This window comes from Kitasatospora sp. NPDC096147 (genome assembly GCF_044763225.1).
Classification (GTDB): domain Bacteria; phylum Actinomycetota; class Actinomycetes; order Streptomycetales; family Streptomycetaceae; genus Kitasatospora.
The window spans coordinates 1-24,931 of record NZ_JBIWFX010000014.1 but is presented as its reverse complement, the minus strand read 5'-3'; the positions used below and the strand labels follow the sequence as shown (position 1 = coordinate 24,931).

At 71.4% G+C, this 24,931-nt stretch carries 24 protein-coding genes; 7 read left to right on the top strand and 17 right to left on the bottom strand.

The features are described 5' to 3' along the window. Positions 1 to 55: 55 nt before the first annotated feature. The 6 genes from ACIRBX_RS31305 to ACIRBX_RS31280 all read right to left on the bottom strand — a co-directional run bounded on the left by ACIRBX_RS31305 (position 56) and on the right by ACIRBX_RS31280 (position 7,688). Positions 56 to 1,867, bottom strand: a complete 1,812-nt coding sequence (locus tag ACIRBX_RS31305) for a bifunctional metallophosphatase/5'-nucleotidase (protein ID WP_402302152.1) — start codon at positions 1,865 to 1,867, stop codon at positions 56 to 58. Between the two features lie 359 nt (positions 1,868 to 2,226). Beyond that, a complete protein-coding gene (locus tag ACIRBX_RS31300; protein WP_402302443.1) occupies positions 2,227 to 3,561 on the bottom strand; it encodes an ATP-binding protein in 1,335 nt (444 codons plus the stop codon). Positions 3,562 to 3,595: 34 nt separating this feature from the next. Beyond that, the gene (locus ACIRBX_RS31295; protein ID WP_402302150.1) at positions 3,596 to 5,158 is read right to left on the bottom strand and encodes an SCO6880 family protein; all 1,563 of its coding nucleotides are present in this window, start codon (positions 5,156 to 5,158) and stop codon (positions 3,596 to 3,598) included. 7 nt (positions 5,159 to 5,165) lie between these two features. After that, a complete protein-coding gene (locus ACIRBX_RS31290; RefSeq protein ID WP_402302148.1) occupies positions 5,166 to 6,428 on the bottom strand; it encodes a hypothetical protein in 1,263 nt (420 codons plus the stop codon). Next, positions 6,418 to 7,245, bottom strand: a complete 828-nt coding sequence (locus ACIRBX_RS31285; RefSeq protein WP_402302145.1) for a hypothetical protein — start codon at positions 7,243 to 7,245, stop codon at positions 6,418 to 6,420. Before ACIRBX_RS31285 ends, ACIRBX_RS31290 begins: the two co-directional genes overlap by 11 nt. 131 nt (positions 7,246 to 7,376) lie before the next feature. Then, positions 7,377 to 7,688, bottom strand: a complete 312-nt coding sequence (locus ACIRBX_RS31280; protein ID WP_402302440.1) for a hypothetical protein — start codon at positions 7,686 to 7,688, stop codon at positions 7,377 to 7,379. A gap of 290 nt (positions 7,689 to 7,978) precedes the next feature. On the opposite strand from ACIRBX_RS31280, the gene ACIRBX_RS31275 reads away from it, so the two are divergent. Beyond that, complete coding sequence (locus ACIRBX_RS31275) at positions 7,979 to 9,055, top strand: NlpC/P60 family protein (protein ID WP_402302143.1); 1,077 nt, start codon at positions 7,979 to 7,981, stop codon at positions 9,053 to 9,055. A 172-nt stretch (positions 9,056 to 9,227) separates the two neighbouring features. Beyond that, positions 9,228 to 9,890: a phosphatase PAP2 family protein gene (locus ACIRBX_RS31270; protein ID WP_402302140.1), complete on the top strand. Its 663-nt coding sequence runs from the start codon at positions 9,228 to 9,230 to the stop codon at positions 9,888 to 9,890. A 423-nt stretch (positions 9,891 to 10,313) separates the two neighbouring features. On the opposite strand, the gene ACIRBX_RS31265 is transcribed toward ACIRBX_RS31270, so the two are convergent. Then, positions 10,314 to 10,469 carry a hypothetical protein gene (locus ACIRBX_RS31265; protein WP_402302137.1) on the bottom strand — a complete coding sequence of 52 codons (156 nt, stop codon included), beginning with the start codon at positions 10,467 to 10,469 and terminating at the stop codon, positions 10,314 to 10,316. A 111-nt stretch (positions 10,470 to 10,580) separates the two neighbouring features. Between ACIRBX_RS31265 and ACIRBX_RS31260 the strand changes: the two genes are divergently transcribed. Then, positions 10,581 to 11,441 (top strand): hypothetical protein, encoded by an 861-nt coding sequence (locus ACIRBX_RS31260; protein WP_402302134.1) that lies wholly within the window; start codon positions 10,581 to 10,583, stop codon positions 11,439 to 11,441. Between the two features lie 124 nt (positions 11,442 to 11,565). Beyond that, the gene (locus ACIRBX_RS31255) at positions 11,566 to 11,739 is read left to right on the top strand and encodes a hypothetical protein (protein ID WP_402302131.1); all 174 of its coding nucleotides are present in this window, start codon (positions 11,566 to 11,568) and stop codon (positions 11,737 to 11,739) included. A 51-nt stretch (positions 11,740 to 11,790) separates the two neighbouring features. Here ACIRBX_RS31255 and ACIRBX_RS31250 read toward each other — a convergent pair whose 3' ends face one another. Further along, positions 11,791 to 12,150: a metal-sensitive transcriptional regulator gene (locus ACIRBX_RS31250; protein ID WP_402302129.1), complete on the bottom strand. Its 360-nt coding sequence runs from the start codon at positions 12,148 to 12,150 to the stop codon at positions 11,791 to 11,793. 235 nt (positions 12,151 to 12,385) lie between these two features. Here ACIRBX_RS31250 and ACIRBX_RS31245 point away from each other — a divergent pair, with 235 nt between their 5' ends. Together ACIRBX_RS31245 and ACIRBX_RS31240 are read left to right on the top strand one after the other, a co-directional pair. Beyond that, entirely contained in the window at positions 12,386 to 13,006 is a 621-nt protein-coding gene (locus tag ACIRBX_RS31245; protein ID WP_345286831.1) for a DUF47 family protein, read from the top strand. A 5-nt stretch (positions 13,007 to 13,011) separates the two neighbouring features. Continuing rightward, positions 13,012 to 14,007, top strand: coding sequence for an anion permease (locus tag ACIRBX_RS31240; protein ID WP_402302126.1), 996 nt, complete (start codon positions 13,012 to 13,014; stop codon positions 14,005 to 14,007). Positions 14,008 to 14,126: 119 nt separating this feature from the next. Here the strand turns inward: ACIRBX_RS31240 and pstB are convergent, their stop codons facing one another. The 8 genes from pstB to mshD all read right to left on the bottom strand — a co-directional run bounded on the left by pstB (position 14,127) and on the right by mshD (position 23,351). Further along, complete coding sequence (pstB, locus tag ACIRBX_RS31235; protein ID WP_402302125.1) at positions 14,127 to 14,903, bottom strand: phosphate ABC transporter ATP-binding protein PstB; 777 nt, start codon at positions 14,901 to 14,903, stop codon at positions 14,127 to 14,129. Between the two features lie 43 nt (positions 14,904 to 14,946). Then, a complete protein-coding gene (pstA, locus tag ACIRBX_RS31230; protein ID WP_402302123.1) occupies positions 14,947 to 16,020 on the bottom strand; it encodes a phosphate ABC transporter permease PstA in 1,074 nt (357 codons plus the stop codon). Next, on the bottom strand, positions 16,020 to 16,994 hold the full coding sequence (pstC, locus tag ACIRBX_RS31225) for a phosphate ABC transporter permease subunit PstC (RefSeq protein ID WP_402302122.1): 975 nt from the start codon (positions 16,992 to 16,994) through the stop codon (positions 16,020 to 16,022). Before pstC ends, pstA begins: the two co-directional genes overlap by 1 nt. Before the next feature lie 144 nt (positions 16,995 to 17,138). Further along, positions 17,139 to 18,272, bottom strand: coding sequence for a phosphate ABC transporter substrate-binding protein PstS (gene pstS / locus ACIRBX_RS31220; RefSeq protein WP_402302120.1), 1,134 nt, complete (start codon positions 18,270 to 18,272; stop codon positions 17,139 to 17,141). Positions 18,273 to 18,443: 171 nt separating this feature from the next. After that, positions 18,444 to 18,938, bottom strand: coding sequence for an NUDIX hydrolase (locus tag ACIRBX_RS31215; protein WP_402302117.1), 495 nt, complete (start codon positions 18,936 to 18,938; stop codon positions 18,444 to 18,446). Continuing rightward, positions 18,923 to 19,987 (bottom strand): CHAD domain-containing protein, encoded by a 1,065-nt coding sequence (locus ACIRBX_RS31210; RefSeq protein WP_402302116.1) that lies wholly within the window; start codon positions 19,985 to 19,987, stop codon positions 18,923 to 18,925. Before ACIRBX_RS31210 ends, ACIRBX_RS31215 begins: the two co-directional genes overlap by 16 nt. Positions 19,988 to 20,083: 96 nt before the next feature. Further along, the gene (locus tag ACIRBX_RS31205) at positions 20,084 to 22,255 is read right to left on the bottom strand and encodes an RNA degradosome polyphosphate kinase (RefSeq protein ID WP_402302114.1); all 2,172 of its coding nucleotides are present in this window, start codon (positions 22,253 to 22,255) and stop codon (positions 20,084 to 20,086) included. A 184-nt stretch (positions 22,256 to 22,439) separates the two neighbouring features. After that, positions 22,440 to 23,351: a mycothiol synthase gene (gene mshD, locus ACIRBX_RS31200; RefSeq protein WP_402302112.1), complete on the bottom strand. Its 912-nt coding sequence runs from the start codon at positions 23,349 to 23,351 to the stop codon at positions 22,440 to 22,442. A 102-nt stretch (positions 23,352 to 23,453) separates the two neighbouring features. Between mshD and ACIRBX_RS31195 the strand changes: the two genes are divergently transcribed. Then, the gene (locus ACIRBX_RS31195; protein WP_402302110.1) at positions 23,454 to 23,930 is read left to right on the top strand and encodes an NUDIX hydrolase; all 477 of its coding nucleotides are present in this window, start codon (positions 23,454 to 23,456) and stop codon (positions 23,928 to 23,930) included. 55 nt (positions 23,931 to 23,985) lie between these two features. Here the strand turns inward: ACIRBX_RS31195 and ACIRBX_RS31190 are convergent, their stop codons facing one another. Then, positions 23,986 to 24,756, bottom strand: a complete 771-nt coding sequence (locus ACIRBX_RS31190) for an alpha/beta fold hydrolase (RefSeq protein ID WP_402302108.1) — start codon at positions 24,754 to 24,756, stop codon at positions 23,986 to 23,988. Positions 24,757 to 24,931 lie beyond the last annotated feature (175 nt).

Here is a 24,931-nt window from a genome sequence, read left to right as displayed (position 1 = left end):
GAACGGGGCTCCCCTCCGGGTGGAGAAGAGCCCCGCAACCTGCATCAGGACCAGGTCAGTTGACGTCCTCGCCGACGCCGATGACCTTGATCCGGTCCTGCGCCGGGACCTTCAGCGGGGCCGAGGCGGTGGAGTTCGCGCCCAGGTAGGCGGCGAACAGGTCCAGGTCGGAGGCGCCGACAAGCTTGTCCGTGCCGGCCGTGAAGGTCGGGAAGCCGTCGCCGCCGCCGTGCAGGAACTCGTTGGCCGCGACCCGGAAGGAGGCGTTGAGGTCGATCGGGGCGCCGTTGAACCTGACGTCCGCGATCCGGTCCGCGCCGGCCTTGTTGAGGTTCAGGGTGTAGGTCAGGCCCTTGGAGATCTGGAGGATCTTCGGGGCGGCCTGGTTCGGGCCGCTGACCTGCTCCTGCAGGACCTTGACGATCTGGGCACCCGTCATGGTCTTGACCTGCATCATGTTGGTGAACGGCTGGACGGTGAACGCCTCGCCGTAGGTCACCACGCCGTCGCCCTCGGCGCCGCTGGCCTTGAAGACCAGGTCGGAGCGGATGCCGCCGGGGTTCATGAAGGCGATCTGCGCGCCGCCCTTGTCGGCGGGCGCCAGGCCGGCCAGCTGGGCGTCGGCGATCACGTCACCGAGCGGCTTCTCGTAGGCGGTGGAGCCGCGGCCGTTGATGTCCGCGCCGATGAAGCCGAGCGGACGGTTGGCGATCGGGGCGGCCAGCTTGCCGTAGCGCTCGATCAGCTTGGTGATGTCGTCGGCCTTGGCGAGGTCGCGCCGCACCACGTGGTTGGCGGCGGTCACCGACGGGCGGACGATGGCGCCGGTCCTCTTGTCCAGCTTGAGGTTGATCTCGGTGTACAGGCGGCCGAAGGAGGCCGCGCTGGTCACCGACCGGAGCTGGCCCTTCGGGTCCGGGATCGCGCAGGCGTAGGAGTTGTGGGTGTGGCCGGTGACGATCGCGCCGATCGCCGGGTCGAGGCCCTTGGCGATGTCCACGATCGGGCCCGAGATGCCCTGGCCGGCCGCGCCGCAGTCGTAGTTGTAGGTGGTGGAGGCCGGGTAGCCGCCCTCGTGGATCAGCGCCACGATCGAGTCCACGCCCTGGCGCTTGAGCTCCTTGGCGTACTTGTTGATGGTCTCGATCTCGTCGCCGAACTTCAGGCCCTTGATGCCCTCGGCGGTGACGATGTTCGGGGTGCCCTCGAGGGTCGCGCCGATGAAGCCGACCTTGGTGCCGCGGACGTTCTTCACCCAGTACGGCTTGAGGATCGGGCGGCCGGTCTTCTCGTAGGTGACGTTGGCGGCCAGGTACTCGAAGTCGGCGCCGCGGAACTTGCGGCCCTTCTCGTAGCAGCCGTCGGTCGGGTGGCAGCCGCCGTTCTGCAGGCGGAGCAGCTCCTTGGAGCCCTCGTCGAACTCGTGGTTGCCCACCGAGGTGACGTCCAGTCCGACCTTGTTCAGCGCCTCGACCGTGGGCTCGTCGTGGAACAGCCCGGACAGCAGCGGGCTGGCACCCACCAGGTCACCGGCCGCCACCGTCACGGTGTTGCGGTGCCCCTCCCGGGCCTGCCGCAGCGCGGTGGCCAGGTACTCCATGCCGCCCGCCGGGGTGTCGACCACCTTGCCGGTGGCCGGGTCCACCTCCTTGATGCTCCCCGAGGAGCCGGCCGGGGGCTCCAGGTTCCCGTGCAGGTCGTTGATGGCGAGGATCTGGAGGTCCTCGGTCTTCGGCTTGTGCCAGTCCCAGTCCCAGCCGTGGGCCGAGGCGGTGCCCGGTACCAGCAGGGTCCCGAAGAGACCGACGGCGGCGGCCGCGGCGTACGCCGGGCGACGGAAACGGCCGGTGCGGCCGGAGTTGGACATGAGGGATCCCCTGCACCGTTGGGGGCTCCGCCGTGGGGCCGGAGCCGAGAAGGTGACGTGACCACCGCAGCCTAGGGTCAACGCGCGTAGCTGTCAGGACCCCGCGAGTAACGAGAGGGTTTCCATCCCCCGAAGAACCGTCAGACGCGGGGCTCCACCGCACACGTACCCCCACGCGCCGGTACCGCACTCCGCACCCCCCACCGATCGGGTGAGCAGGAACGTTCCCCCACTCGGCACGCCATCAAGTCCGAGATCTACAGCAGCGGGCACGGGTCCGACGGATCCTCAGCACCCGGCGCCGAGAGGCAGCCCGAGCCGATTGGGCAGCAAGCTGCTGCCCAATCGACCACAGGCCGTCAGACCCCCGGCTCGGCGGCCAACTGGCGCTCCGCGCGGTGGCGTTCGGCGACGGCGTCCTCGGTCATGGCGCGGTCGGTGTAGACCAGGGGGCGTTCGGCGTCGGTGATGATGTGCTTGACCACCTGGACGTTGCCGTTGACGTCCCAGACGGCGATGCCCGGGGAGAGGGTGGGGATGATCTCGACCGCCCAGCGGGGCAGGCCGAGGACCCGGCCGGTGGCTCTGGCCTCGTCGGCCTTCTGCATGTAGACGGTGCGGGTGGAGGCCATCTTGAGGATGGCGGAGGCCTCCTTGGCGGCGGCGCCGTCGACCACGTCGGAGAGGTGGTGGACGACGGCGACGAAGGAGAGGCCGAGACGGCGGCCGAACTTCAGCAGGCGCTGGAAGAGCTGGGCCACGAAGGGGCTGTTGATGATGTGCCAGGCCTCCTCGACCAGGAAGATGCGCTTCTTCCGGTCGGGGCGGATCCAGGTGTGCTCCAGCCAGACGCCGACGATGGCCATCAGGATCGGCATCGCGATCGAGTTGCGGTCGATGTGCGAGAGGTCGAAGACGATCAGCGGGGCGTCCAGGTCGATGCCGTCCGTGGTGGACCCGTCGAACATGCCGCGCAGGTCACCGTCGACCAGGCGGTCGAGCACCAGGGCCACGTCCAGGCCCCAGGCCTGGACCTCGTCGACGCCGACGCCGAGCGCCTCCACCGAGGAGGGCTCGGGGCTGCGCAGGGTGTCGATGATGTCGTTGAGCACCGGCTGACGGCCCGTCACGGTGGCCGTGACGTGGGCGTGGGCGGCCTTCAGGGCGAAGCCGGCCCGCTCGTCGAGGCCGCGGCCCATGGCCACCTCGATGATGGTGCGCAGCAGCGAGAGCTGGCCGGTGGTGGTGATGGCCGGGTCGAGCGGGTTGAGCTTGACGCCGCCGTCCCGGGCGGCCATCGGGTCGAGGCGGATGGACTTTATCCCCAGCGCGTTGGCGATCAGGTTCCACTCGCCGACGCCGTCCTCGCCCTGGGCGTCCAGCACCACCACCTGGCGGTCGCGGAAGCGCAGCTGCCGCAGCACGTAGGTCTTCTCCAGTGCGGACTTGCCGTTGCCGGACTCGCCGAGCACCAGCCAGTGCGGGGCGGGGAGCTGCTGGCCGTAGAGCTGGAACGGGTCGTAGACGTACCCCTTGCCGGAGTACACCTCGCGGCCGATGATCACGCCCGAGTCGCCCAACCCCGGTGCGGCGGTGGGGAGGTAGACCGCCTGGGCCTGGCCGGTGGAGGTCCGGACCGGGAGCCGGGTGGTCTCCACCTTGCCGAACATCAGGCTGGTGAAGGCGTCGGTCATGCTGCCGATGGCCATGGCAAGGACTCCTAGCGGGTCAGCGGCGGATGCCCGTGGCGAACGGGAGGGTGTTGACGAAGGCCCGGTGGTGCTCGCGGTCGCACCACTCCAGCTTGAGGAAGCTCTTGCCGGCCGAGGCCCGGATGGTCCGCTTGTCGCGGGCCAGCGCCTCGGGCGAGCGGGACGAGACGGTGATGTAGCCGACCAGGTTGACCCCGGCCGCGCCGGAGGCGAGGTCGTCGCCGCGCTGGTCCACCCGGCCGGTGTGGGCCAGGTCGCGCGGGTCGATGGTGCGGTTCATCTTGGCGGCCCGGCTGGCCTCGGCCTCGTCGTTGGTCTTCTCGGTGAGCATCCGCTCGATCGCGACGTCGGTCGGCTCCAGGTCCATGGTGACGGCCACCGTCCGGATCACGTCCGGGGTGTGCACCAGCAGCGGGGCCAGGAAGTTGACCCCGACGGGGGTCAGCGGCCACTCCTTGACCCAGGCGGTGGCGTGGCACCACGGCTCCCGGGTCGACGACTCGCGGGTCTTCGCCGCGAGGTACTGCGGGTGGGTGGCGTCGAGTTCGGCCGGCCAGGCGTTCCGCTGGGACATCGCCTGGATGTGGTCGATCGGGTGGTCCGGGTCGTACATCGAGTGCAGCAGCGAGGAGAGCCGGGCCTGGCCGAGCGGCTGCCGGACCCGGATGTCCGCCTCGGCGAGCCGGGCGCAGATGTCGGTCAGCTCACGGGCCATCACGGCGGCCAGGCCGTCGTCGTCCCGGGCCTTGCCGCCGCCCGCCGTGCGGCCCATCACATGGGCCTCGGCGGCGAGTTCGCGGTTGTAGTGCATGCAGGCGACCAGGTAGGCCCGGTGCTGCTCGGAGGAGGTGGAGACCATCGACTGGAGCTGGTCGTAGGAGTCCTGGAGCCAGCCCGGGGCCGAGGTGTCGCCCCGTCGCTCGACGTCCTTGGCGTGCGCGTCCGGGTCGGCCGGGAGGGTGCGGGCCAGGATCTGGAGGCGCGTCACGAAGCCGTCGCCGTTGGCCACGTGCTTGAGCAGGGTGCCGAAGCGGTCGACCAGCGCCTCCTGGTCCTCCGAGTCGCGCAGGCCGACGCCCGGGCCCTCGATCTCGATCGCGGCGGTCACGGTGCGGCGCTCCAGGTGCATCAGCACCCCGACCTCGTCCGGGCCGAACGGCGCGGTCAGCCAGTGCAGCCGGCCCACGCCGGGCGGCGGGCCGATCTCCACCTCGCGGCCGTCGAAGCGGGTGCCGGCGTCCACCACCTCGGACTTCCAGACCGCCCGGCCGCTGCGCAGGGTGCGGCGGTAGGTCCGGTTGATCTCCACCCACTTGTAGAAGGTGCGGCGCTTGTACGGCACGTAGACCGCCATGATCGCGAGCAGCGGCAGGCCGACCAGGCCGGCGATCCGGAGCGGCAGGATCGGCATCGCCAGGCCCCAGACCATGCCGAGGAAGGCGCCGAAGATGATCAGCACGATCTCCCCGGACTCCCGGTTGCGGCCGATCGGCGCGTTCGGCCTGGCCTTGCCGATCAGGTAGGTACGGCGCTGGTGGGTGTACGCGGCGCCGTACTGGCCGAGCGGTTCGCTGCTCACGCGCGGATCACGGTCCCTTCACTGGATTGGCGGCCGGGGCCTGGGTGGGGGTCTGCGGCGGGGGTGCCGCGGTGCGGGATCCGTGGGCGGCGATGCCGGCCGCCGCCGAGCCGGTGGAGGCGTTGGCGGTGGACGGGGCTCCGCCGCCACCACCGCGCGCGCCGTGGGTGGAGATGCCCTGCTTCACCAGGTTGGCCGGGCCGTTGATCATCGCGGAGCCGGCCGAGACGGCGCTGGCCCGGGCGTGCCGCATCTGCATCAGCTCGTCGCCGAAGCCCGGTACGAAGCGGTAGACGGCGGCGCTGGCGAAGATCGACAGGAACAGGATGGAGAGCCCGGAGATCACCTTGGCGAAGTCGTCGGTGCTCCCGGCGCCGGTGGCCACCGCGCCGGCCAGGCCGAGGATGATCACGATGATCGGCTTGGCCAGGTCCACCGCGAGCATCACCCCGGCCCAGCGCCGGACGTGCTTCCAGAGCTGCTTGTCCACCAGCCCCGCGTACACAGCGGTGCCCAGCAGTGCGCCGACGTAGAGCATCGCGGCCCGGATCAGCAGCTCGATCCAGAGCACCGCGGCGGCCAGCACCGCGACCAGCGAGACGATGATCAGGATCAGCGGGCCGCCGCCCAGCGAGCCCTTCTCCAAGGTGTCGGCGAAGCCGCCCAGGTAGGTGCCGGTGTCCGACTTGGTGCCGGCCGCGATGGCGGCGGTCACCCCGTCGGTGGCCGAGACCAGGGTGAAGAGCACCAGCGGGGTGAAGGCGGAGGCGATGACGGTCAGCCAGAGGAAGCCGATCGCCTCGGAGATCGCGGTGGTCAGCGAGGCGCCGCGCACCGCGCGCTTGGTCACCGCGAGCAGCCAGAGGATCAGGGTGAGCACCGTGGAGCCGGCGAACACCACCGCGTACTGCTGGAGGAAGGCGGCGTTGGTGAAGTCCACCTGGGTGGTCGAGTCGATGGCGTCGGCCAGCTTCCGGGTGACCCAGGCAGCCGCCTCGGCGCAGCCCTTGGCCAGCGAGCCGAGCGGGTCGGTGACCCCGCCGATGGTGCCGCCGCCGGGGCCGGTGACCACCACCCCGGGGACGTCCGGGGCACAGGCCCGGTCCGCACCGGGCACCGGCAGGTTGCACTTCACCGAGGCGGACGGCGAGGGGGTCGGGTCGGCGAACGCCCGGGCCGCCGTCAGCAGCACCAGCGCGGGCAGCGAGCCGAGCACCACCGAGGCCCTGGCGGTCCGCCGCCGGGCGGCCGGGGCAGCGTCAACGGGCATAGCGGAAGCCTCCGAAGTCCTGGACGGCGCCGGTGATCTCCTCGGCGGTGGCGGCCTGCTGGTCGCCGGGGACGGGTGCCGGGCCGGACGTCCGGGCGAAGTCGGTGAGCTTCCAGTCGCTGCCGGTCCAGCGCATGGTGAGGGTGAGGGTGAACCAGTTCTCGGAGACCGGCTGGGTGGAGCCCTGGCCGGCCAGGCCGAGCAGGCCGGTGCACCAGACCTGCACCACGGTGGCGGTGTCGGCCTGGTTGGTGAGCTTGGTGCCGACCGGCACGGTGCGGCTGACGAAGGTCAGCCCCTTGGCCGGCCGGCCCTTGTCGTCCAGGCCGAAGCCGGCCAGCTGCTCCGGCCCGAAGGCCGCGTCCAGCCGGGCCTTGAGGGCGGGCAGCGCGCTCTGGTCGGCCACCGTGCCCAGCAGGGTGGCCCGGGTGTCGGCCCGGAACATCTCCTCCGAGCCCAGCGCCACCGCGTAGTTGGCGGCCGCCGACTGGGCGCCCTGCGAGGTGTGCGGGTGACCCACGCCGATCCCGTTCGAGCTGGTCGCCACCGGGAGCTGGCCGGTGGGCGCGGTGGTGGCCGGGGCGGGCGCGGCCGGGGTCGCCCGGTCGGCCGAGCCGGTCCGGCCGCCCGCCTTCGGGTCCGGCTTGTCCCGGTTCGCGATCGAGACCGCGACCACCAGCAGCAGCACGACCACCAGGACCGCCAGCAGGGTCCGCAGCGGCCTGCCCTGACGGCCCGTCTGCTGCTGCTGGTAGACGGACTGCTCGCCGACCGGCAGCCGCGTCCGGGTGTGCGGCTGGTCGTCGGACACCGGCACGGCGGCCCTCCTGGTACGGGGAGCCCCTGCGGACTCCCTAGCTGGTACGCGCGGTCAGCGCGGGAAGCGCGACGACCCGGCGGGGACGGCCACCCACGGGGCCGCTCCGCCGGGGCAAGTCTGTCGGATCGTCAGATCGCCATGCCGTACACAATGGTGAACAGAGTGGTGAGCGAACCGATGATGAACACGCCGGTCAGCCCCGCCACGATCAGCCCCTTGCCCTGCTCGGCGCTGAAGCTGTCCCGCATCGCGGTGGCACCGATCCGCTGCTTGGCCGCCCCCCAGACGGCGATGCCCAGGCAGCCCAGGATGGCGACCGCCATCACCACCTGGATCATCGTCCGGGCCTCCGCGCCCAGACTGGCGAACGGGCCCCAGTCCGGTGCGATGCCGCCGATGATGGTGTCGATGTTGGCCTTCTTGGGTGGGTCCTCCGCCAGGAGCCGGACCCGGTCACTGTGCAACACGCTGCTCAGGTTCATTCCATCTCACCGCCCGATCAGGCAAATTCAAGGCCCAGGACCGGGGTGACGCGAAGGGCCGCACCCCATTCTTGGCCAGATCCGACTTCGACTTGGCTGTTTCTCGCGGATCGGTCGTGGAGCACGGGGCCCGTACGCCAGGATGTCCACCGTGCGAAGGATACCGCCCACCCTTTGCATCTGCGATGATTGTGATGAGCAATGCCTTCTGGGCCACGGGTAACTGACGGTTCGTCGGGACGGTGCTGATGGTACTGCGGAAGGCGGGCGCGGCAGCCGCCGCGGCGGCCCTGACGGGCGTCGGATTCGTCGGCGTGGTGGTGGTCGGCACCTTCGCCGCCAGCGGCACCCCGCAGACGGTCCAGCCCAGACTCGCGGGCCGCACCGTGCCGGCCGCCTACCAGCCGCTCTTCCAGCAGTGGGGCGCGCTCTGCCCGGAGATCTCACCGCCCATGCTGGCCGCCCAGCTCTACCAGGAGAGCGGCTTCAACCCGCTGGCCCGGAGCCCGGTCGGCGCCCAGGGCATGGCCCAGTTCATGCCGGCCACCTGGCCCGGGTACGCCACCGACGGCGACAACGACGGGAAGAAGGACGTCTGGAACGCGGCCGACGCGATCGCCTCCGCCGCGACCTACGACTGCGCCCTCGCCAAGGACATTGCGAAAGTCCCCGGTGACCGGCAGTCGAATCTGCTCGCCGCCTACAACGCCGGTCCGTACGCGGTCATCAAGTACAGCGGCGTCCCGCCGTACCGGGAGACCCAGGGGTACGTGAAGAACATCAAAACCCTGGCGGCGAACTTCACCGCGCCCCCGGCCGCCGATTCCGGCACCACCGTCCCCAACACGGCACTCTCGCCCCAGGCGTCCGGTGCGATCTACTTCGCCCAGACCACCCTCGGCACCCCCTACCTCTGGGGCGGGAACGGCACGGCGGCCGAGGGCGGCCGGTTCGACTGCTCCGGCCTCACCGTGGCGGCCTTCGGCAGCGTGGGCATCACCCTCCCCCGGGTGGCCAACGACCAGTGGAACGCCGGCCCGCACATCGAGCGCAGCCAGCTCCGGCCGGGCGACCTGGTGTTCTTCGCCACCGACCAGGGCGACCCGCGCTCCATCGACCACGTCGGCATCTACGTCGGCGGCGGGTACATGATCAACGCCCCGCACACCAACGCGGTGATCCGCTACGACAAGATCGACCGCCCCAAGTACTACGGCGCCACCCGGATCACCCCCGACGGAGCCCTCTCGCTCCCGGCCCGGCAGGCCGACGGGCAGATCGCCAGCGGCGGGCAGGGCACCGGCCGGGACCCGAACGACAGTTGACGCCCCGTCCGGGGCGACCACGGAGCACCGCTCGCCGTGGACGTCCAGTGGACGGTCAGTCAAGGTTTGATAACGGTGCGTGAATTCTGAAACCGCCGGACCGGCTGCCGCGTTGTGCCCCTTGTCAGTCTGATGATCAAGGGGCTCGCGAGGGCCACGACGGAGGTGCGGCGTGTCGACGCTGCTGGGCGACACCGCCGGCCCGGACCTGGACCTGCTGAAGGCAGTGAACGGGCTCGCCGACTCCGCCCCCTCCTGGGTCGACTCCACCGTCGCCTGGCTCGGCGAGTACGGCCTGCTGCTCGGCCTCGGCCTGCTCCTCGCGGTCGGCTGGCTCCAGGCCCGCCGCCGCCCCGACGCCCCCGTCGCGGTGGCCGGCCTGCTCTGGGCCCCGCTCGCGGTCGCCCTCTGCGAACTCGCCAACCTGCCGATCTCGGCGATCGTCGACCGGCCCCGGCCGTTCGTCGACCACCCCGAGCTCCAGGTGCTCGTGCAGGGCAAGGAGGGCACCCTCTCCTTCGTCAGCGACCACTCCGCGATGGCCATGGGGCTGGCGATCGGGCTCTACCTGGTGAACCGCAGACTGGGGCTGATCGCCGGGGTGCTCGCCGTGCTCCAGGGCGTCGCCCGGATGTACGTCGGGGTGCACTACCCCACCGACGTGCTCGGCGGCTTCGCCTTGGCGGCGGCCGTGGTCCTGCTGCTCGCCCCGATCGCGATGGCCGTCCTCGTGCCCTTCACCCACGCCCTCGGCCGGACCGCCCTCCGCCCGCTGGTCATCGCCGCGCCCCGCCGCACCGGGCGCCGCCGCATCGAACGCGACCTCGCGGCGTGACGCCCCCGGCGGGAACGCCCGGGGAACTGCGCGCCGGGGAACGGCACCACGCACACCTGACTGACGAAGGGTCGGTTGCAGCGCCCGGGGGCGCGAGGAACTGCGCGCCGGGGAACGGCACCACCTGCATCTGACCGACGTGCCCCGATCCCATGCCGGGCCGCCTTCCGACTCGCGCAGTTCCTCGCGCCCCTGGGCGCCTGCCCTACCGGGACTCGCGCAGTTCCTCGCGCCCCTGGGGGCCCTGCCCTGCCGGACCTCGCGCGGCACCTGCGCCCCTGGGCGCCTGCCCTGCCGGACCTCGCGCGGCACCCACACCCCCTGGGCGCCTGCCCTACCGGACCCCGCGCAGTTCCTCGCGCCCCTGGGGGCCTGCCCTGCCGGGACTCGCGCGGCACCCACGCCCCCCCGGGGGGGCGTGGGTCAGTGGGCGTCGGGGGTGTGCTCGGCCTGGTGGGCGGCGGCGTCGCGGCGGGACTTGTCGCGGCTGCGCCGGGCGGGGGCATGCCAGCCGCAGGTGCAGCGGGCGGTGGAGAAGGAGCCTCGTTCTTCGACCGTCACCCGGTGCTCGACGTTCACGCTCCTCACCGTAACGGCTCGAACGACCGGCGCGTACCGGAAGCCGCACGCCGGTCCACCCGTAACCTCACGGACCCTCAACTCGTTGGCTCTGGAAGAGCTCTGAGGGGGTTGTACCCGATCGTGAAGCACACCGTCCGCACCAGCGCCGCCGCTGCCACCGCCGCCCTGCTCGTCGCCGCCCTGACCGCCTGCGGCAGCAGCGAGCCGCGCAAGCCCGGCAGCTCAGCCGACCAGCTCTCGGCCGACCCGCTGACCGCCGTGCGCAGCGCGGCGGACATCACCGGCCGCACCGGCTCCGCGAAGGCCGTCACCGAGCTGACCACCGAGTCGGGCGACAAGAAGGCGGTGTTCAAGGGCGCCGGCGGCTACGACTACGTGAAGCGGATCGGCCGGCTGGACATCGACGTGCCGCCCGGCGCCGCCACCACCGGCAAGATCGTCGAGGTGGTGCTGCCCGGCACGGTCTACCTGCAGAACAGCGGGGCGAAGATCCCCGAGGGCAAGTGGGTCAAGCTCGACATCCGCCAGCTCCCGGACGGCAACCTGGTGAGCAGCGGCGCCACCGACCCGGCCAGCGCGGCCGGGGCGCTGCGCGGGGTGGTCAGCGCGGAGCTGGTCGGTTCGGAGTCGGCCGGCGGGGTGGAGCTCAAGCACTACAAGGGCACCCTGGACCTGGCCAAGGCGGCCGAGGCCACCGGCGGCCGGGGCGGTGACGGGCTGCGGATGGCGGCCCAGACCTTCACCGTCAAGGAGGTGCCGTACGAGGCCTGGCTGGACGGGCAGGGGCGGCTGCACAGGGTGACCGAGACCTTCTCGTTCGCCGGGGTGGCCGGGTCGAAGCTGCCCAAGGACCAGGTGAAGGTGGTCTCCACGGTGCAGCTCTCCGACTTCGGGCAGCCGGTGCAGGCGGCCGAGCCGGCCGCGTCCGAGATCTACTCGATGAAGCCGACCGCCTCGCCGTCCAAGTAGCCCGCGTCCAGGAGGCCCCCGCCCGGGTGGTGCGCAGAGATGGCCCGTTGGTGCCATGGGGTCTGACGCCCCGTCTGCCTACGCTGGAGTAGGGGGCGGCAGCTCTGCCGGTCGGCTCGGGTCCATGGGGGTGGAACGGATGGTGTCCTCGACGCCCCGTGAAGGCGGCGGGCACGAGCAGGCGGCGCTGGACGAGATCGAGCTGGCGGGCGAGCTCATGATCGCGGCGGCGGCCGGCGAGGGCGAGCGGCTCGCCCCGGAGCTGATCGACGAGGTCCTGCTGGCCGGCGAGGCCTGAGCGGCCGTCAGGGGCACCGCCCCGGACGGCCACCGCGGACCGGCCGGCCGGTCAGGTGCGCAGCAGGCGGGAGATCGCGGCCGTGGCCTCGGCCACCTTGGCGTCCAGCTCGGCCCCGCCCTGTTCGGCGGCGGCGGCCACGCAGTGCCGCAGGTGCTCCTCCAGCAGCGAGAGCGCGAACGCCTGGAGCGCCTTCGTCCCGGCCGAGACCTGGGTCAGTACGTCGATGCAGTAGACGTCCTCGTCCACCATCCGCTGGAGACCCCGGACCTGCCCCTCGATCCGGCGCAGCCGCTTGAGGTGCTCCGCCTTGCGGGCGCTGTAGCCGTGCGGGCCGTGCGCGTCGTCGGCGTCACCGCAGTGGCCGGCCGCCGCCGCGCCGGTCTCGTCGTGCGTCTCGATGCTGGTCATTACGGCCCGCCTAGGTCTCGGTCCTCGCCCGTCCACTGGGCTCAAGTGTCCAACACGCCGGGCCCGCGCGGTGTTCCGCCGTCCGGGCGGCGCGACCGGATCTCCGTGCGCAGGACGGATGCAAACCGCCCGTCGTCCGTCAGACTGAGGGATCGTGACCATCCCCCCGTTTGCGCAGTTCTGACGGCTTGCGCCTAGCATCGTTCAGTCCCTCCCCCGCACATCGGAGATTTCCGTGCGTTTTAGCCTGACCCCGAAGGAGACGAGCTTCTACGACATGTTCGCCGCCGCCGCGGAGAACCTGGTCGTCGGATCGAAGCTCCTGCTGGAACTGCTGGGCGCGGACGTGTCGGCCCGCGCGGAGATCGTCGAGCGCATGCGCGCCGCCGAGCACGCGGGTGACGACACCACCCACGCGGTGTTCCACCAGCTGAACTCCTCCTTCATCACGCCCTTCGACCGCGAGGACATCTACTCCCTCGCCTCGTCGCTGGACGACATCATGGACTTCATGGAGGAGGCGGTCGACCTCGTCGTCCTCTACGACATCCAGACCCTGCCCAAGGGCATCGAGCAGCAGATCGAGGTGCTGGCCCGGGCCGCCGAGCTGACCGCCGAGGCGATGCCGAAGCTGCGCACCATGGACAAGCTCACCGAGTACTGGATCGAGGTCAACCGGCTGGAGAACCAGGCGGACCAGATCCACCGGAAGCTGTTGGCCCACCTGTTCAGCGGTCAGTACGACGCCATCGAGGTGCTGAAGCTCAAGCAGGTCGTGGACGTCCTCGAAGAGGCCGCCGACGCGTTCGAGCACGTGGCCAACACGGTGGAGACCATCGCGGTCAAGGAGTCCTGACCCTCGTGGACACGGCTGCACTCATCGCCGTCATCGGCGTGGCCTTCTTCTTCACCTACACCAACGGCTTCCACGACTCGGCGAACGCGATCGCCACCTCGGTCTCCACCCGGGCGCTCACCCCCCGGGCCGCGCTGGCGATGGCGGCCGTGATGAACCTGGCCGGCGCCTTCCTCGGCACCGGCGTCGCCAAGACCGTCTCCGAGGGCCTGATCGAGACCCCGACCGGTCAGCAGGGCATGGCCATCCTGTTCGCCGCACTGGTCGGGGCGATCACCTGGAACCTGGTCACCTGGTACTTCGGCCTGCCGTCCTCCTCCTCGCACGCGCTGTTCGGCGGCATGGTGGGCGCGGCGCTGGCCGGCGGCACCGAGGTGATCTGGCACGGCGTCATCGAGAAGATCGTCATCCCGATGATCGTCTCGCCGGTGGTCGGCCTGGTGGCCGGTTTCCTGGTGATGCTGGCCATCCTGTGGATCTTCAAGAAGGCCAACCCGCACCGCGCCAAGCGCAACTTCCGGGTCGCCCAGACCGCCTCGGCCGCCGCCATGGCCCTGGCGCACGGTGTCCAGGACGCCCAGAAGACCATGGGCATCGTGGTGATGGCCCTCACCATCTCGGGCCACCAGGACGACTCCGGCATCCCGCTCTGGGTGAAGATCTCCTGCGCGACCATGCTCTCGCTGGGCACCTACGCGGGTGGCTGGCGGATCATGCGGACCCTGGGACGCAAGATCATCGAGCTGGACCCGCCGCAGGGCTTCGCGGCCGAGGCCACCGCCGCGACGATCATGTACATCACCTCGTTCGTCTTCAAGGCGCCGATCTCCACCACCCACGTGATCACCTCGGCGATCATGGGCGTGGGCGCCACCAAGCGGATCCGCGCGGTCCGTTGGGGTGTGGCGAAGAACATCGTGCTGGGCTGGTTCATCACCATGCCGGCCGCCGCCCTGGTGGCCGCCGTCATGTACTGGCTGGTCCACCTGTTCTTCGGCTGACCGTCCGTCAGCCGCCGAGCAGCGCGAAGGCCCGCCCCCACATCACGGGGGCGGGCCTTCTCTGACTCCGCGGCGGCACCGCCATGCAGCACCGCGAAGCAGTCGGGGGTCCGTACGGCTTAGCCGAAGCGACCGGAGATGTAGTCCTCGGTGGCCTGCACGGACGGGTTGGAGAAGATCCGCTGGGTGTCGTCCAGCTCGATCAGCTTGCCCGGCTGGCCGACACCGGCCAGGTTGAAGAAGGCGGTGCGGTCGGAGACCCGGGCCGCCTGCTGCATGTTGTGGGTCACGATCACGATGGTGAACTGCGACTTCAGCTCGCCGATCAGGTCCTCGATGGCGAGGGTGGAGATCGGGTCGAGGGCCGAGCAGGGCTCGTCCATCAGCAGCACCTCGGGCTCGACCGCGATGGCACGGGCGATGCAGAGCCGCTGCTGCTGACCGCCCGACAGACCGGCGCCGGGCTTGTTCAGGCGGTCCTTGACCTCGTTCCAGAGGTTGGCGCCCTGGAGCGACTTCTCCACCACGCCGTCCAGCACCGACTTCTTCTTCACGCCGGCCAGCTTGAGGCCGGCCACCACGTTGTCGTAGATCGACATGGTGGGGAACGGGTTCGGGCGCTGGAACACCATGCCGACGCTGCGGCGGACGGCGACCGGGTCGACCGCGGAGCCGTAGAGGTTCTCGTCGTCCAGCATCACCTTGCCCTCGACCCGGGCGCCGGGGATCACCTCGTGCATCCGGTTGAGGGTGCGCAGGAAGGTCGACTTGCCGCAGCCCGAGGGGCCGATGAAGGCGGTCACCGAGCGGGGCTCCACGGTCATCGAGATGTCCTCGATGGCCTTGGTGGTGCCGTAGTAGGCGGACAGTCCGCTGACGTCGATGCGCTTGGCCATGATCGTTCGTCTTCTCTCGTCTGTTCGTACGTCAGTCGGTGTGTCAGTGACCGGACTTGGGCGAGCGCCAGCGGGCGATGGCCCGGGCGACCAGGTTGAGCGCCATCACGAAGGCGATCAGCACCAGCGCGGCGCCCCAGGCCCGGGCGTACCCGAAGTCGTTGTTGGTCTGGTACTGCTGCCAGATGTAGAGCGGCAGCGACTGCTGCGGACCCTCGAACGGGTTCTCGTTGATGATGTCCGCGCCGAAGACCAGCATCATGACCGGAGCGGTCTCACCGGTGATGCGGGCGACCGCCAGCATCACACCGGTGGTGATGCCGCCGATCGCGGTCGGCAGGACGATCCGCAGGATGGTCTTCCACTTGGGCACGCCGAGGGCGTACGAGGCCTCGCGCAGCTCGTTCGGGACGAGCTTGAGCATCTCCTCGGTGGAGCGGACCACGACCGGCATCATCAGGATGGCCAGCGCGAGGCTGCCCGCGAAGCCCGAGTACTGGAAGCCGAACAGGAGGATCCAGAGCGACAGGATGAACAGACCGGCGACGATCGACGGGATGCCCGTCATGACGTCGACGAAGAAGGTGACCGCCTTGGCGAGCCGGCCGCGGCCGTACTCCACCAGGTAGACGGCGGTCAGCAGACCGATCGGGGCGGCCATCAGGGTGGCCAGGCCGACCTGCTCCAGGGTGCCGATCAGCGCGTGGTAGAGACCACCGCCGGCCTCGGTCTGGAGCACGCCCTTCATGGAGTGGCTGAGGAAGTAGCCGTCCACGACGCCGATGCCCTGCTGGACGGTGTAGAAGACCAGCGCGGCCAGCGGGACGATCGCCAGCACGAAGGCCAGCCAGACCACCGAGGTGGCAAGGCGGTCCTTGGCCTGGCGGGCGCCCTCCACCTTGGTGGCGGCGGCGTAGGTGATGGCGACGAAGAGCAGTCCGGCGATCAGGCCCCACTGGATCCTGCTCTGCAGGCCGGCCGCCAGGCCGATGCCGATGCCGAGCGCGATCGAGAGGGCGGCGATGCCGGCCGGGGCCCAGGAGGGCAGCCGGTTGGCGGTCAGCCGGCGGCTCAGCCGGGGGGCGTCCGCCACGGGGGTCACGGTGCTGGTGCTCATCAGTTGGCCCCCGAGAATTCCTTGCGACGGGCGATGATCATCCGGGCCGCGCCGTTCACCAGCAGGGTGATCACGAACAGGACCAGGCCGGAGGCCATCAACGCGTTCCGGCCGACCTCACCGGCCTCGCCGAACTTCAGCGCGATGTTCTGCGCGAAGGTGCCGCCACCCGGGTCCATCAGGTGCAGCGAGAGGATCGGGCTGGCGGACAGCACGGTGGCGACCGCGATGGTCTCGCCCAGCGCGCGGCCCAGGCCCAGCATCGCGGCCGAGATCACGCCCGGGCGGCCGAACGGCAGCACCGCGGTGCGGATCATCTCCCAGCGGGTGGCGCCGAGGGCGAGCGCCGCCTCCTCGTGCATCCGGGGCGCCTGCTTGAAGACCTCGCGGGAGACCGCGGTGATGATCGGCAGGATCATGATGGCCAGCACGATGCCGACGGTGAACAGCGAACGCGGGGCCGCACCGGTCTTGGTGGCGTCGAAGATGTAGGTCCAGCCCAGGTACTGGTCCAGCCAGCTGGTCAGGCCCGCCATGTGCGGCACCAGGAAGAGCGCGCCCCACAGGCCGTAGACGATGGACGGCACGGCGGCCAGCAGGTCCACCAGGTAGGCGAACGGCTGGGCGATCTTCCGGGGCGCGTAGTGCGAGATGAACAGCGCCACGCCGATCGCGACCGGCACCGCGATGACCATCGCGATGATCGCGCTGGCGATGGTGCCGAAGGCCAGGACGGCGATGCCGAAGACCGGCTTCGGGGCGTCCGGCAGCCACTCGAAGGTGGTGAGGAAGTTGCCCTCGTTCTTGCCCAGCGCGAGCGCCGAACGGTAGGTCAGGAAGCCTGCGATGGCGGCCATGATGACCAGCAGCAGGACTCCCGAACCACGGGAGAGGTTGAAGAAGATGCTGTCCCCGCGCCTGCTGTCACGCTGGCGGGCCCTGCCCCGGTCGGCTGCAGGGGGTGATGTGGTCATGGTGTTTCTCCGGTCTGGTGGCGCAGCCCAAGGAGGGCGGCACCCTGGCGGCGGTGCCCCGGACTTGACGTGCTGTCAGCTGGTCCCGGCCGGGCAGCCCCGCCCCCCTCGTGGAGGGCTGCCCGGCCGGTGGGTGGAGCAGGATCAGGCGAGCGCGGCGACCGCGGTCTTCACCTTGGCGGCGAGCTCGGCCGGCAGCGGGACGTAGCCCTTGGCGCCGATGGCCTGCTGGCCGGCGTCGCTGATGCCGTAGTTGAGGAAGCCCTTGAGGGCGTCCAGGGTCTCCGCCTTGTTGCCCTTGTCGCAGACGACCTCGTAGGTGACCAGGACCAGCGGGTACGAGCCCTCGTCCTTGGTCGCGTAGTCCAGGGTCAGCGCCAGGTCGCTGCCGGTGCCGGCGATCTTCGCCTTGGCGAAGGTGGTGGCGGCGTTGGCGGCGGTGGCCTCGACCGGCTTGGAGGCACCGGTGGCGATGGCGGCGGACTTCAGGTTGTTGGTCTGCGCGTAGGCCAGCTCGGCGTAGCTGATCGAGTTCTTGGTCTGCTTGACCTGGGCCGAGACACCGGCGCTCTGGGCCGCCGACTGGCCGCCCTTGCCCGCCCAGGTCTTGCTCGGCTTGTAGCTCCAGGCGCCGCCCGAGGTCTTCTCGAAGTACTTGGTGAGGTTCTCGGTGGTGCCCGAGTCGTCCGAGCGGTGGATCGCCTGGATCTCGGCGTCCGGCAGCTTGGCCGACGGGTTCAGGGCGGTGATCGCCGGGTCGTTCCACTTGGTGATCTGCGAGTCGAAGATCTTCGCGATGGTCGGGCCGTCGAGGACCAGGCTGTCCACGCCGTCCACGTTGAAGATGATCGAGACCAGGCCGGCCACCATCGGCAGGTTGATGCCCTGGCCGGTCTTGCAGACCTCCTTGGAGGCGTCGACCTCGGCCGGCTTCAGGGCCGAGTCGGTGCCCGCGAAGGCGACCTTGCCCTGGTTGAACTGCTGGACGCCGGCGCCGGAGCCGCCACCGCTGTAGGTGATGGTGGAGCCGGAGCAGGCGGCGCCGTAGGCGACCTTCCACACGTCGATCGCGCTGCCCTGGGCGGTGGAGCCCGCGCCGAGGAGCTGACCGGCCTTGCCGCACTCGATGGCGGACTTGGAGGCACCGGCCGAAGCCGTGCTGCCGGCGTCCGTGGTCTTGTTCTCGTCCGAGCCGCACGCCGCGAGCGACAGCGAGCCAACGAGCGCCATGGCACCGATCGCGAGGGCCTTGGAGCGGCCGTTCCGCTGGAGCTTCACAGGGGTGTCCCTTTCTGTGGAAGGGCCCGTTCGGCCCTCCGGTGACACCGAAGTTAGGCCGGTCAGGTGACGCATCAGCCGGTCGCAAGTGAACGGAGAGTGAACCGACGACGGACGGCGGGAAACACCGATCGGTAGTAACGGTTGCGTCACGGGCAGGGCGCGACCAGGTCACCCGTGACGGTGCGTCACGCCGAGCACGGACAACAGGGCGTCCACCAGCTCCCGGTCCCTGCGGTGGGTGAGCCTGGCCCGGGCCTTGCGCGGCCCCAGCCACTCCAGCCGGTCCACCTCCCGGTTGGGCAGGAACGAGCCACCCGTCAGCTCCCCCGCCCAGTACCGGACCTCCTTGGCCCGCCCCTGCGCCAGGTAGTGCTGGGCCGGCAGCTCCGCCCCCAGCACGCAGCTCAGCCCGGTCTCCTCCCGGACCTCCCGCAGCGCCGCCGCCCGCCAGCCCTCGCCCGGCTCCAGCTTCCCCTTGGGCAGCGACCAGTCGTCGTACTTCGGCCGGTGGATCAGCGCGATCCTCGGCTTCTTCCGCCGCTCCCCGTCCTTCTTCAACGGCCCCGGCCGCCACAGCACCACACCCGCCGCCAGCACGGTCTGCCCGTGCCGCACCGCCCCTCCCCGGGTCGGAGGAAGGGTCATGGTCAGGAACTCGCCCATTCGTGCCATCCGTGCTGCTGGAGTGCCGGCCACTGACGGCCGAAGGCGTAGCGCGCCGCCTCCACCTCCAGCCGTTGATCAGCATGCACCACACCGAGCACGTAGGCGGTCGCCGGAGTGATCCTCGGCGTGCGCGCCGCCGTCGCCACCGTCACCGCCGCGTCGGCGGCGTCCTGGTGACGGTCCAGCACCTCGTCCAGCTCGTCCAGCCCGGGCCGCCGCACCCCGCACACCTCCAGTGCGTACCGGGCCCGCTTCACCAGGATCCGCACCCGCCCCCACGGCGCGTCGTCCGCCGCCAGCGCGGCGTCCGCGTCCACCTCGCCCACCGGCACCGGCGGAGCCTGCCCCTGGGCCGGCACCTGCGGCGGCGCCGCGCTCAACCGGTGCAGCCCCTCGCCCCCGTACGGGGCCCGGGCCGGCGGCAGCGCCGCCGCCCCCGCCGCCAGCAGCTCCAACGCCCCCGCGGCCTGGTCCGCCAACTCCGGCTGGTACTCCACCAGCGGCACCTCGCCCGCCAGCAGCGTCATCCGGTCCGCCAGCGCGTGCAGCCGCGCCGAGCGCAGCTCCTGCAGCAGGGTGGAGTGCGCCCGGGTCCGGGCCAGCGTGAGCTGACGCTCCAGCAGCGCCCGTGCCTTCGGCGCCCCCTGATGGCCCGCCAGCATCCCCGGCCGGCGCGGGTCCGTCTCGCTCAGCGAATCCAGCGCCGCCAGCAGCCGGGCCGACCGCCGCAGACACCCCGGCTCCTGTGCCAGCAGCTCCAGCAGCCAGCGCAGCTCCGTCCTGGTCCGTTCCGCCCACTCCGGCTCGAAGCCCGCCCCGTAGGTGTGCAGCGCCCCGCCGATCCGCCGCACCGAGCGCAGCAGCTCGGCCGTCCCGGTGGCGGCCTGCCCGCCCGGCCCGCCCGGCAGGGTGCCCGCTCTCGCGCCGGCCTCCCCCACCACCAGCGGCAGGGCGCGCAGGAAGGCGCCCGCCTGGGCGGTCAGGTAGCCCGTCAGGGCCTCCCCGGCCGGCCGGTCGGTCCGGGCGGTGGTCGGCAGATCGGTCATGCTGGTTCCTCGTCCCCCCGAGGCAAGTCCCCGCCGTGCCGGGGATGGTGGTGCCCGGGACGGCCACGGTGCCGTGGCCGTCCCGGGCGGAGCGGGTCAGGGCAGGCTGCGGCGGCGCTGCCGGGAGTCGATCAACAGGTCCTGCACGTGCCGCAGCCGACGGCCCTCCGCGTCCTGCGAGTGCCTGGTCCAGGCCCCGTCCGGACCCAGGTGCCAGGACTCGGTCTCGTCCGACATCCCCAGGTCCACCAGGCCGGACAGCTCGGCCCGCTGCGCCGGGTCGGTCACCCGCACCAGCGCCTCGATCCGCCGGTCGAGGTTGCGGTGCATCATGTCGGCGCTGCCGAACCAGACCTCCGGGTCGCCCCCGTTGCCGAACACGAAGATCCGTGAGTGCTCCAGGAAGCGGCCCAGGATGCTGCGCACCCGGACGTTCTCGCTCAGCCCGGCCACCCCTGGCCGCACCGCGCAGATCCCGCGCACCCAGACGTCCACCGGCACGCCGGCCTGGGAGGCCCGGTAGAGCGCGTCGATCACGTCCTCGTCGACGATCGAGTTGACCTTCAGCTTCACGAAGGCCGGCCGGCCCGCCCGGTGGTGCGCGATCTCCTGGTGGATCCGCGCCACCAGACCGTCCCGCAGCCCGCGCGGGGCGGTCATCAGCCGGCGGTAGGACTCCCGTCGGGAGTACCCGGAGAGCCGGTTGAACAGGTCCGAGAGGTCGGCGCCGACCTGCGGGTCCGCCGTCAGCAGCCCCAGGTCCTCGTAGAGCCGGGCCGTCTTCGGGTGGTAGTTCCCGGTGCCCACGTGCGCGTAGCGACGGAGCGTGTCGCCCTCCTGACGGACCACCAGCGAGAGCTTGCAGTGCGTCTTGAGGCCGACCAGGCCGTACACCACGTGGCAGCCCGCCTCCTCCAGCTTGCGGGCCCACTTGATGTTCGCCTGCTCGTCGAAGCGCGCCTTGATCTCGACCAGCACCAGCACCTGCTTGCCGGCCTCGGCCGCGTCGGTCAGCGCGTCCACGATCGGCGAGTCGCCCGAGGTGCGGTAGAGCGTCTGCTTGATCGCCAGCACGTCCGGGTCGTTGGCCGCCTGCTCCAGGAAGGCCAGCACCGAGGTGGAGAACGAGTCGTACGGGTGGTGCAGCAGCACGTCCCGCTCGCGCATCGCCGCGAAGATGTCCGGCTGCGAGGCCGACTCCACGTCGATCAGACCGCGGGCGGTGCCCGCCACGAACTTCGGGTAGCGCAGCTCCGGCCGGTCCAGGTCGGCGATGCCGAACAGCCCGGTCAGGTCCAACGGGCCCGGCAGCGGGAAGACCTCGGCGTCGGTGATGTTCAGCTCGCGGACCAGCAGGTCGAGGATGTAGGGGTCGATCGACTCCTCCACCTCCAGCCGGACCGGCGGACCGAACCGACGGCGCATCAGCTCCTTCTCCAGCGCCTTCAGGATGTTCTCGGTGTCGTCCTCCTCCACCTCCAGATCCTCGTTGCGAGTGACCCGGAAGGCGTGGTGGGCGAGCACCTCCATCCCCGGGAAGAGCTCCTCCAGGTGAGCCCCCATCACGTCCTCCAGCGGCACGTACCGCTGCGGCGCCGCCTCCAGGAAGCGGGACAGGGACTGCGGCACCTTGACGCGGGCGAAGTGCTTGTGGCCCGAGACCGGGTTGCGCACCACCACGGCGAGGTTGAGGCTCAGCCCGGATATGTACGGGAAGGGGTGCGCCGGGTCCACCGCCAGCGGGGTGAGCACCGGGAAGATCTTCTGCCGGAAGAGGGTGTGCAGGCGGGCCTGCTCCTTCTCCGCCAGCTCCGACCAGCGCACCAGCTCGATGCCCTCGGACGCCAGGTCCGGCAGCACCTCCTGCTGGAAGGTGGCGGCGTGACGCGCCATCAGCTCGCGCGAGCGGGTCCAGATCTGGTCCAGCACCTCGCGCGGCTGCAGGCCGGAGGCCGAACGCGTGGCCACCCCGGTGGCGATCCGGCGCTTCAGGCCGGCCACCCGCACCATGAAGAACTCGTCCAGGTTCGAGGCGAAGATCGCCAGGAACTTGGCCCGCTCCAGCAGCGGGATCTGCGGGTCCTCGGCCAGCTCCAGGACCCGCTCGTTGAAGGCCAGCCAGCTGCGCTCGCGGTCCAGGAAACGGCCCTGGGGGAGCTCGTCCGACTCCTCGTCCTTCAGCGGGTCTCCCTCGGCCAGCACCAGGGAGGGCGGCAGGGCGGTGGACTCCTTGGTCTGGGTGGTGGAGACGGGACGGGGGATGCTCATGGGTTCCAGCTCCTCCAGCAGGACGGTCTCCGAGCGACCGGTCGCCCGGGGGCGGGGCACTGCCGACTTCATCCTGTGATCTTCGCGGCGAGAATTTAATCCACGGTAAACACCGCATGGCCAGGAGGAAAGCTGAGTCCGTCGCCCCCGTGGCCGCAGCCCGGCCACGGGGTACCCGCCCCCGCTACGGGGCGGTGTGCAGGCGGTACATCAGGTCCACCTCGTGCACGGTGAACCCCTGTCCCTCGTACACCCGGACGGCGGCGTGGTTGTCGGCGTCCACGTACAGCAGCACCGCCGGCACCTTCCGGTCCTCGGCCAGGTGGCGCAGGCCGGTCGCGGTCAGCGCCTTGCCCAGACCGTTCCCCTGCTCCGCCGGGTCCACGCCCACCACGTAGACCTCGCCGAAGCCGTCCGGGTGCACCTTGGTCCAGTGGAAGCCCACCACCCGCTCCGTGCCGCCCTCCTCGCGGACCGCCAGGAAGAAGCCCGCCGGGTCGAACCACGGCTCGGCCTGACGGTCCGCCAGGTCCCGCTCCGTCCAGCTGCCCTGCTCGGGGTGGTGCGCGAAGGCCAGCGCGTTCAACGCCAGCCAGGCCGCCTCGTCCCGCCCCGGCTCGAAGGTCCGCACCGTCACCCCGGCCGGGAGGACCGGCTCGGCCGGCACCGGCCCGGCCGGCTTGCGCATCTGCCTAAGCTCCCGGACCAGCTCGGCCCCGTGCTCCGCCGCCAGCCGGGTGGCCCCCGGGTGACCCCCGTGCGCCCAGAAGTCCACCGTCCGGTCCGGCCCGGCCGCCGCCAGCACCGCCTCCAGCAGTGCCCGGCCGTACCCGCGCCGCCGGAGCTCCGGGTGCACCGCGAACTCCACCGTCGCCGCCGCCCCGCCCGACTCCAACTGCGCGTACCCGGCGGGCTCGCTGCCCTCGCCGCGCTGCACCAGGTGCGTCACCCCGGCCCGGGGCTCGGCCACCCGCAGCCGCAGCCGCCCGGCCTCCGAGACCGCCGCACGGCCGTCGGCCTCGGCGGCGGCGCTCAGGACGGACCGGGCGGCGTCGGCTTCGTCCTCGGTCAGGGCAGCATTGGTCAGGATCTCCATGGGACCGACCTTACGCGGGTGCCGGACGGTAAAGCGGTGGTCCGGAGCGGCCGGTCCTGATTGAGTGTCAGGTCCGGTCGACTGCGGTGGAGGTGTTCGAGGGTGACCGAGACGGTGAAGCGCTCACGGGTGGCGGCGTACGTGGTGTGCGTCGACGGCGAGGACCGGATGCTGCTCGCCCGGGGCGTCCTCGGGGACGGCAGCCACGAGTGGACGGTGCCCGGCGGCGGCCTGGACCACGGCGAGCCACCGCAGCTGGCCGCCGTCCGGGAGGCCGAGGAGGAGACCGGCCACCTGGTGGAGCTGGACGCCCTGCTCGGTGTCGACTCCCGCCACCTGATCGACCCGCCGTTCCTCCGCGGCCCGGCGCGGGACTTCCACAGCCTGCGGATCGTCTACGCGGCCCGGGTGGTCGGCGGCGAACTCCGGCCCGAGGCCGACGGCTCGACGGACCTCGCCGCCTGGATTCCGATCGGTGACATCCCCGGCCTGCGCCGGGCCGATCTGGTGGACGTCGCCCTGGCCCTGTACCGGGAGCGGCCGGCCCTGGGGCTGGTCGAGCTCCCGACTGCGGACTGACGGGTCGATCGGCTGACGGGGCGATCGGCTGACGGGTCGATGGGCTGACGGCCGGTCAGCCGCGGGCGGTCCAGCCGGACTCGGCGAGGAAGTCCACCAGCAGGGCAGCCGTCTCCTCGGGCCGCTCCAGCGCGGGCAGGTGTCCGGCCCAGTCCAGGTGCAGCCGGCGGGCACCCGGGATCAGCCCGGCGAGCCGGTCGGAGACGGCGGTGAACTCCGGGAAGTCGTGCGCCCCGGTCACCAGCAGGGTCGGCGCGGTGACGGCGGCCGGATCGGCCTCGTACTCCACGCCCTCGACGTCACCCGCCGCGAGCTGCACCTCGAAGGCGTGCTGCTGCATCTGACGGACCGTCCCCCGGACCTCCGGGCCGGCCTCCGGGCCGAGCCAGGTGGTGACGTTCAGCTCGGTCGCCCCCGCGACGTCGCCCGCCTCCAGCAGCTCGTTCTCCTTCCCCCAGAACGCCTGCAGCCCGTCCCCCGGCTCCAGCCCCGCCGCCGCCGTGCAGAGCAGCCCGAGTGCCCCCACCCGCTCCGGGAACCGCGCCGCGAACTCCAAGGCCACCGCGCCGCCACCGGATGCCCCCACCAGCGCGACGCGGTCGATGCCCAGCGACGCCAGCAGTTCCGCGACGTCGTCGGCGTCGTTGTAGGGCCGGTCCGCCGCCGGGCTCTCCCCGTACCCCCGCAGATCGGCCCGGACCACCCGGTGACCGGCCTCGGCGAGGGCGGCCACCTGACCGTCCCACATCCTGCGGTCGCAGACGGTGGAGTGGAGCAGGAGCACGGACGGGCCGGCGCCGCCGGTGATGTCGTGAGAGATCGTCATGCGCGCAACACTAAAGATCGTTTGGCGGGTACGCACACGGTTATTCGGGCCCGGAAATGCAGAAAGCCCCCGCCGGGTAACCGGCGGGGGCTTTCTTGAATGATTGTTCGGCGGCGTCCTACTCTCCCACAGGGTCCCCCCTGCAGTACCATCGGCGCTGTGAGGCTTAGCTTCC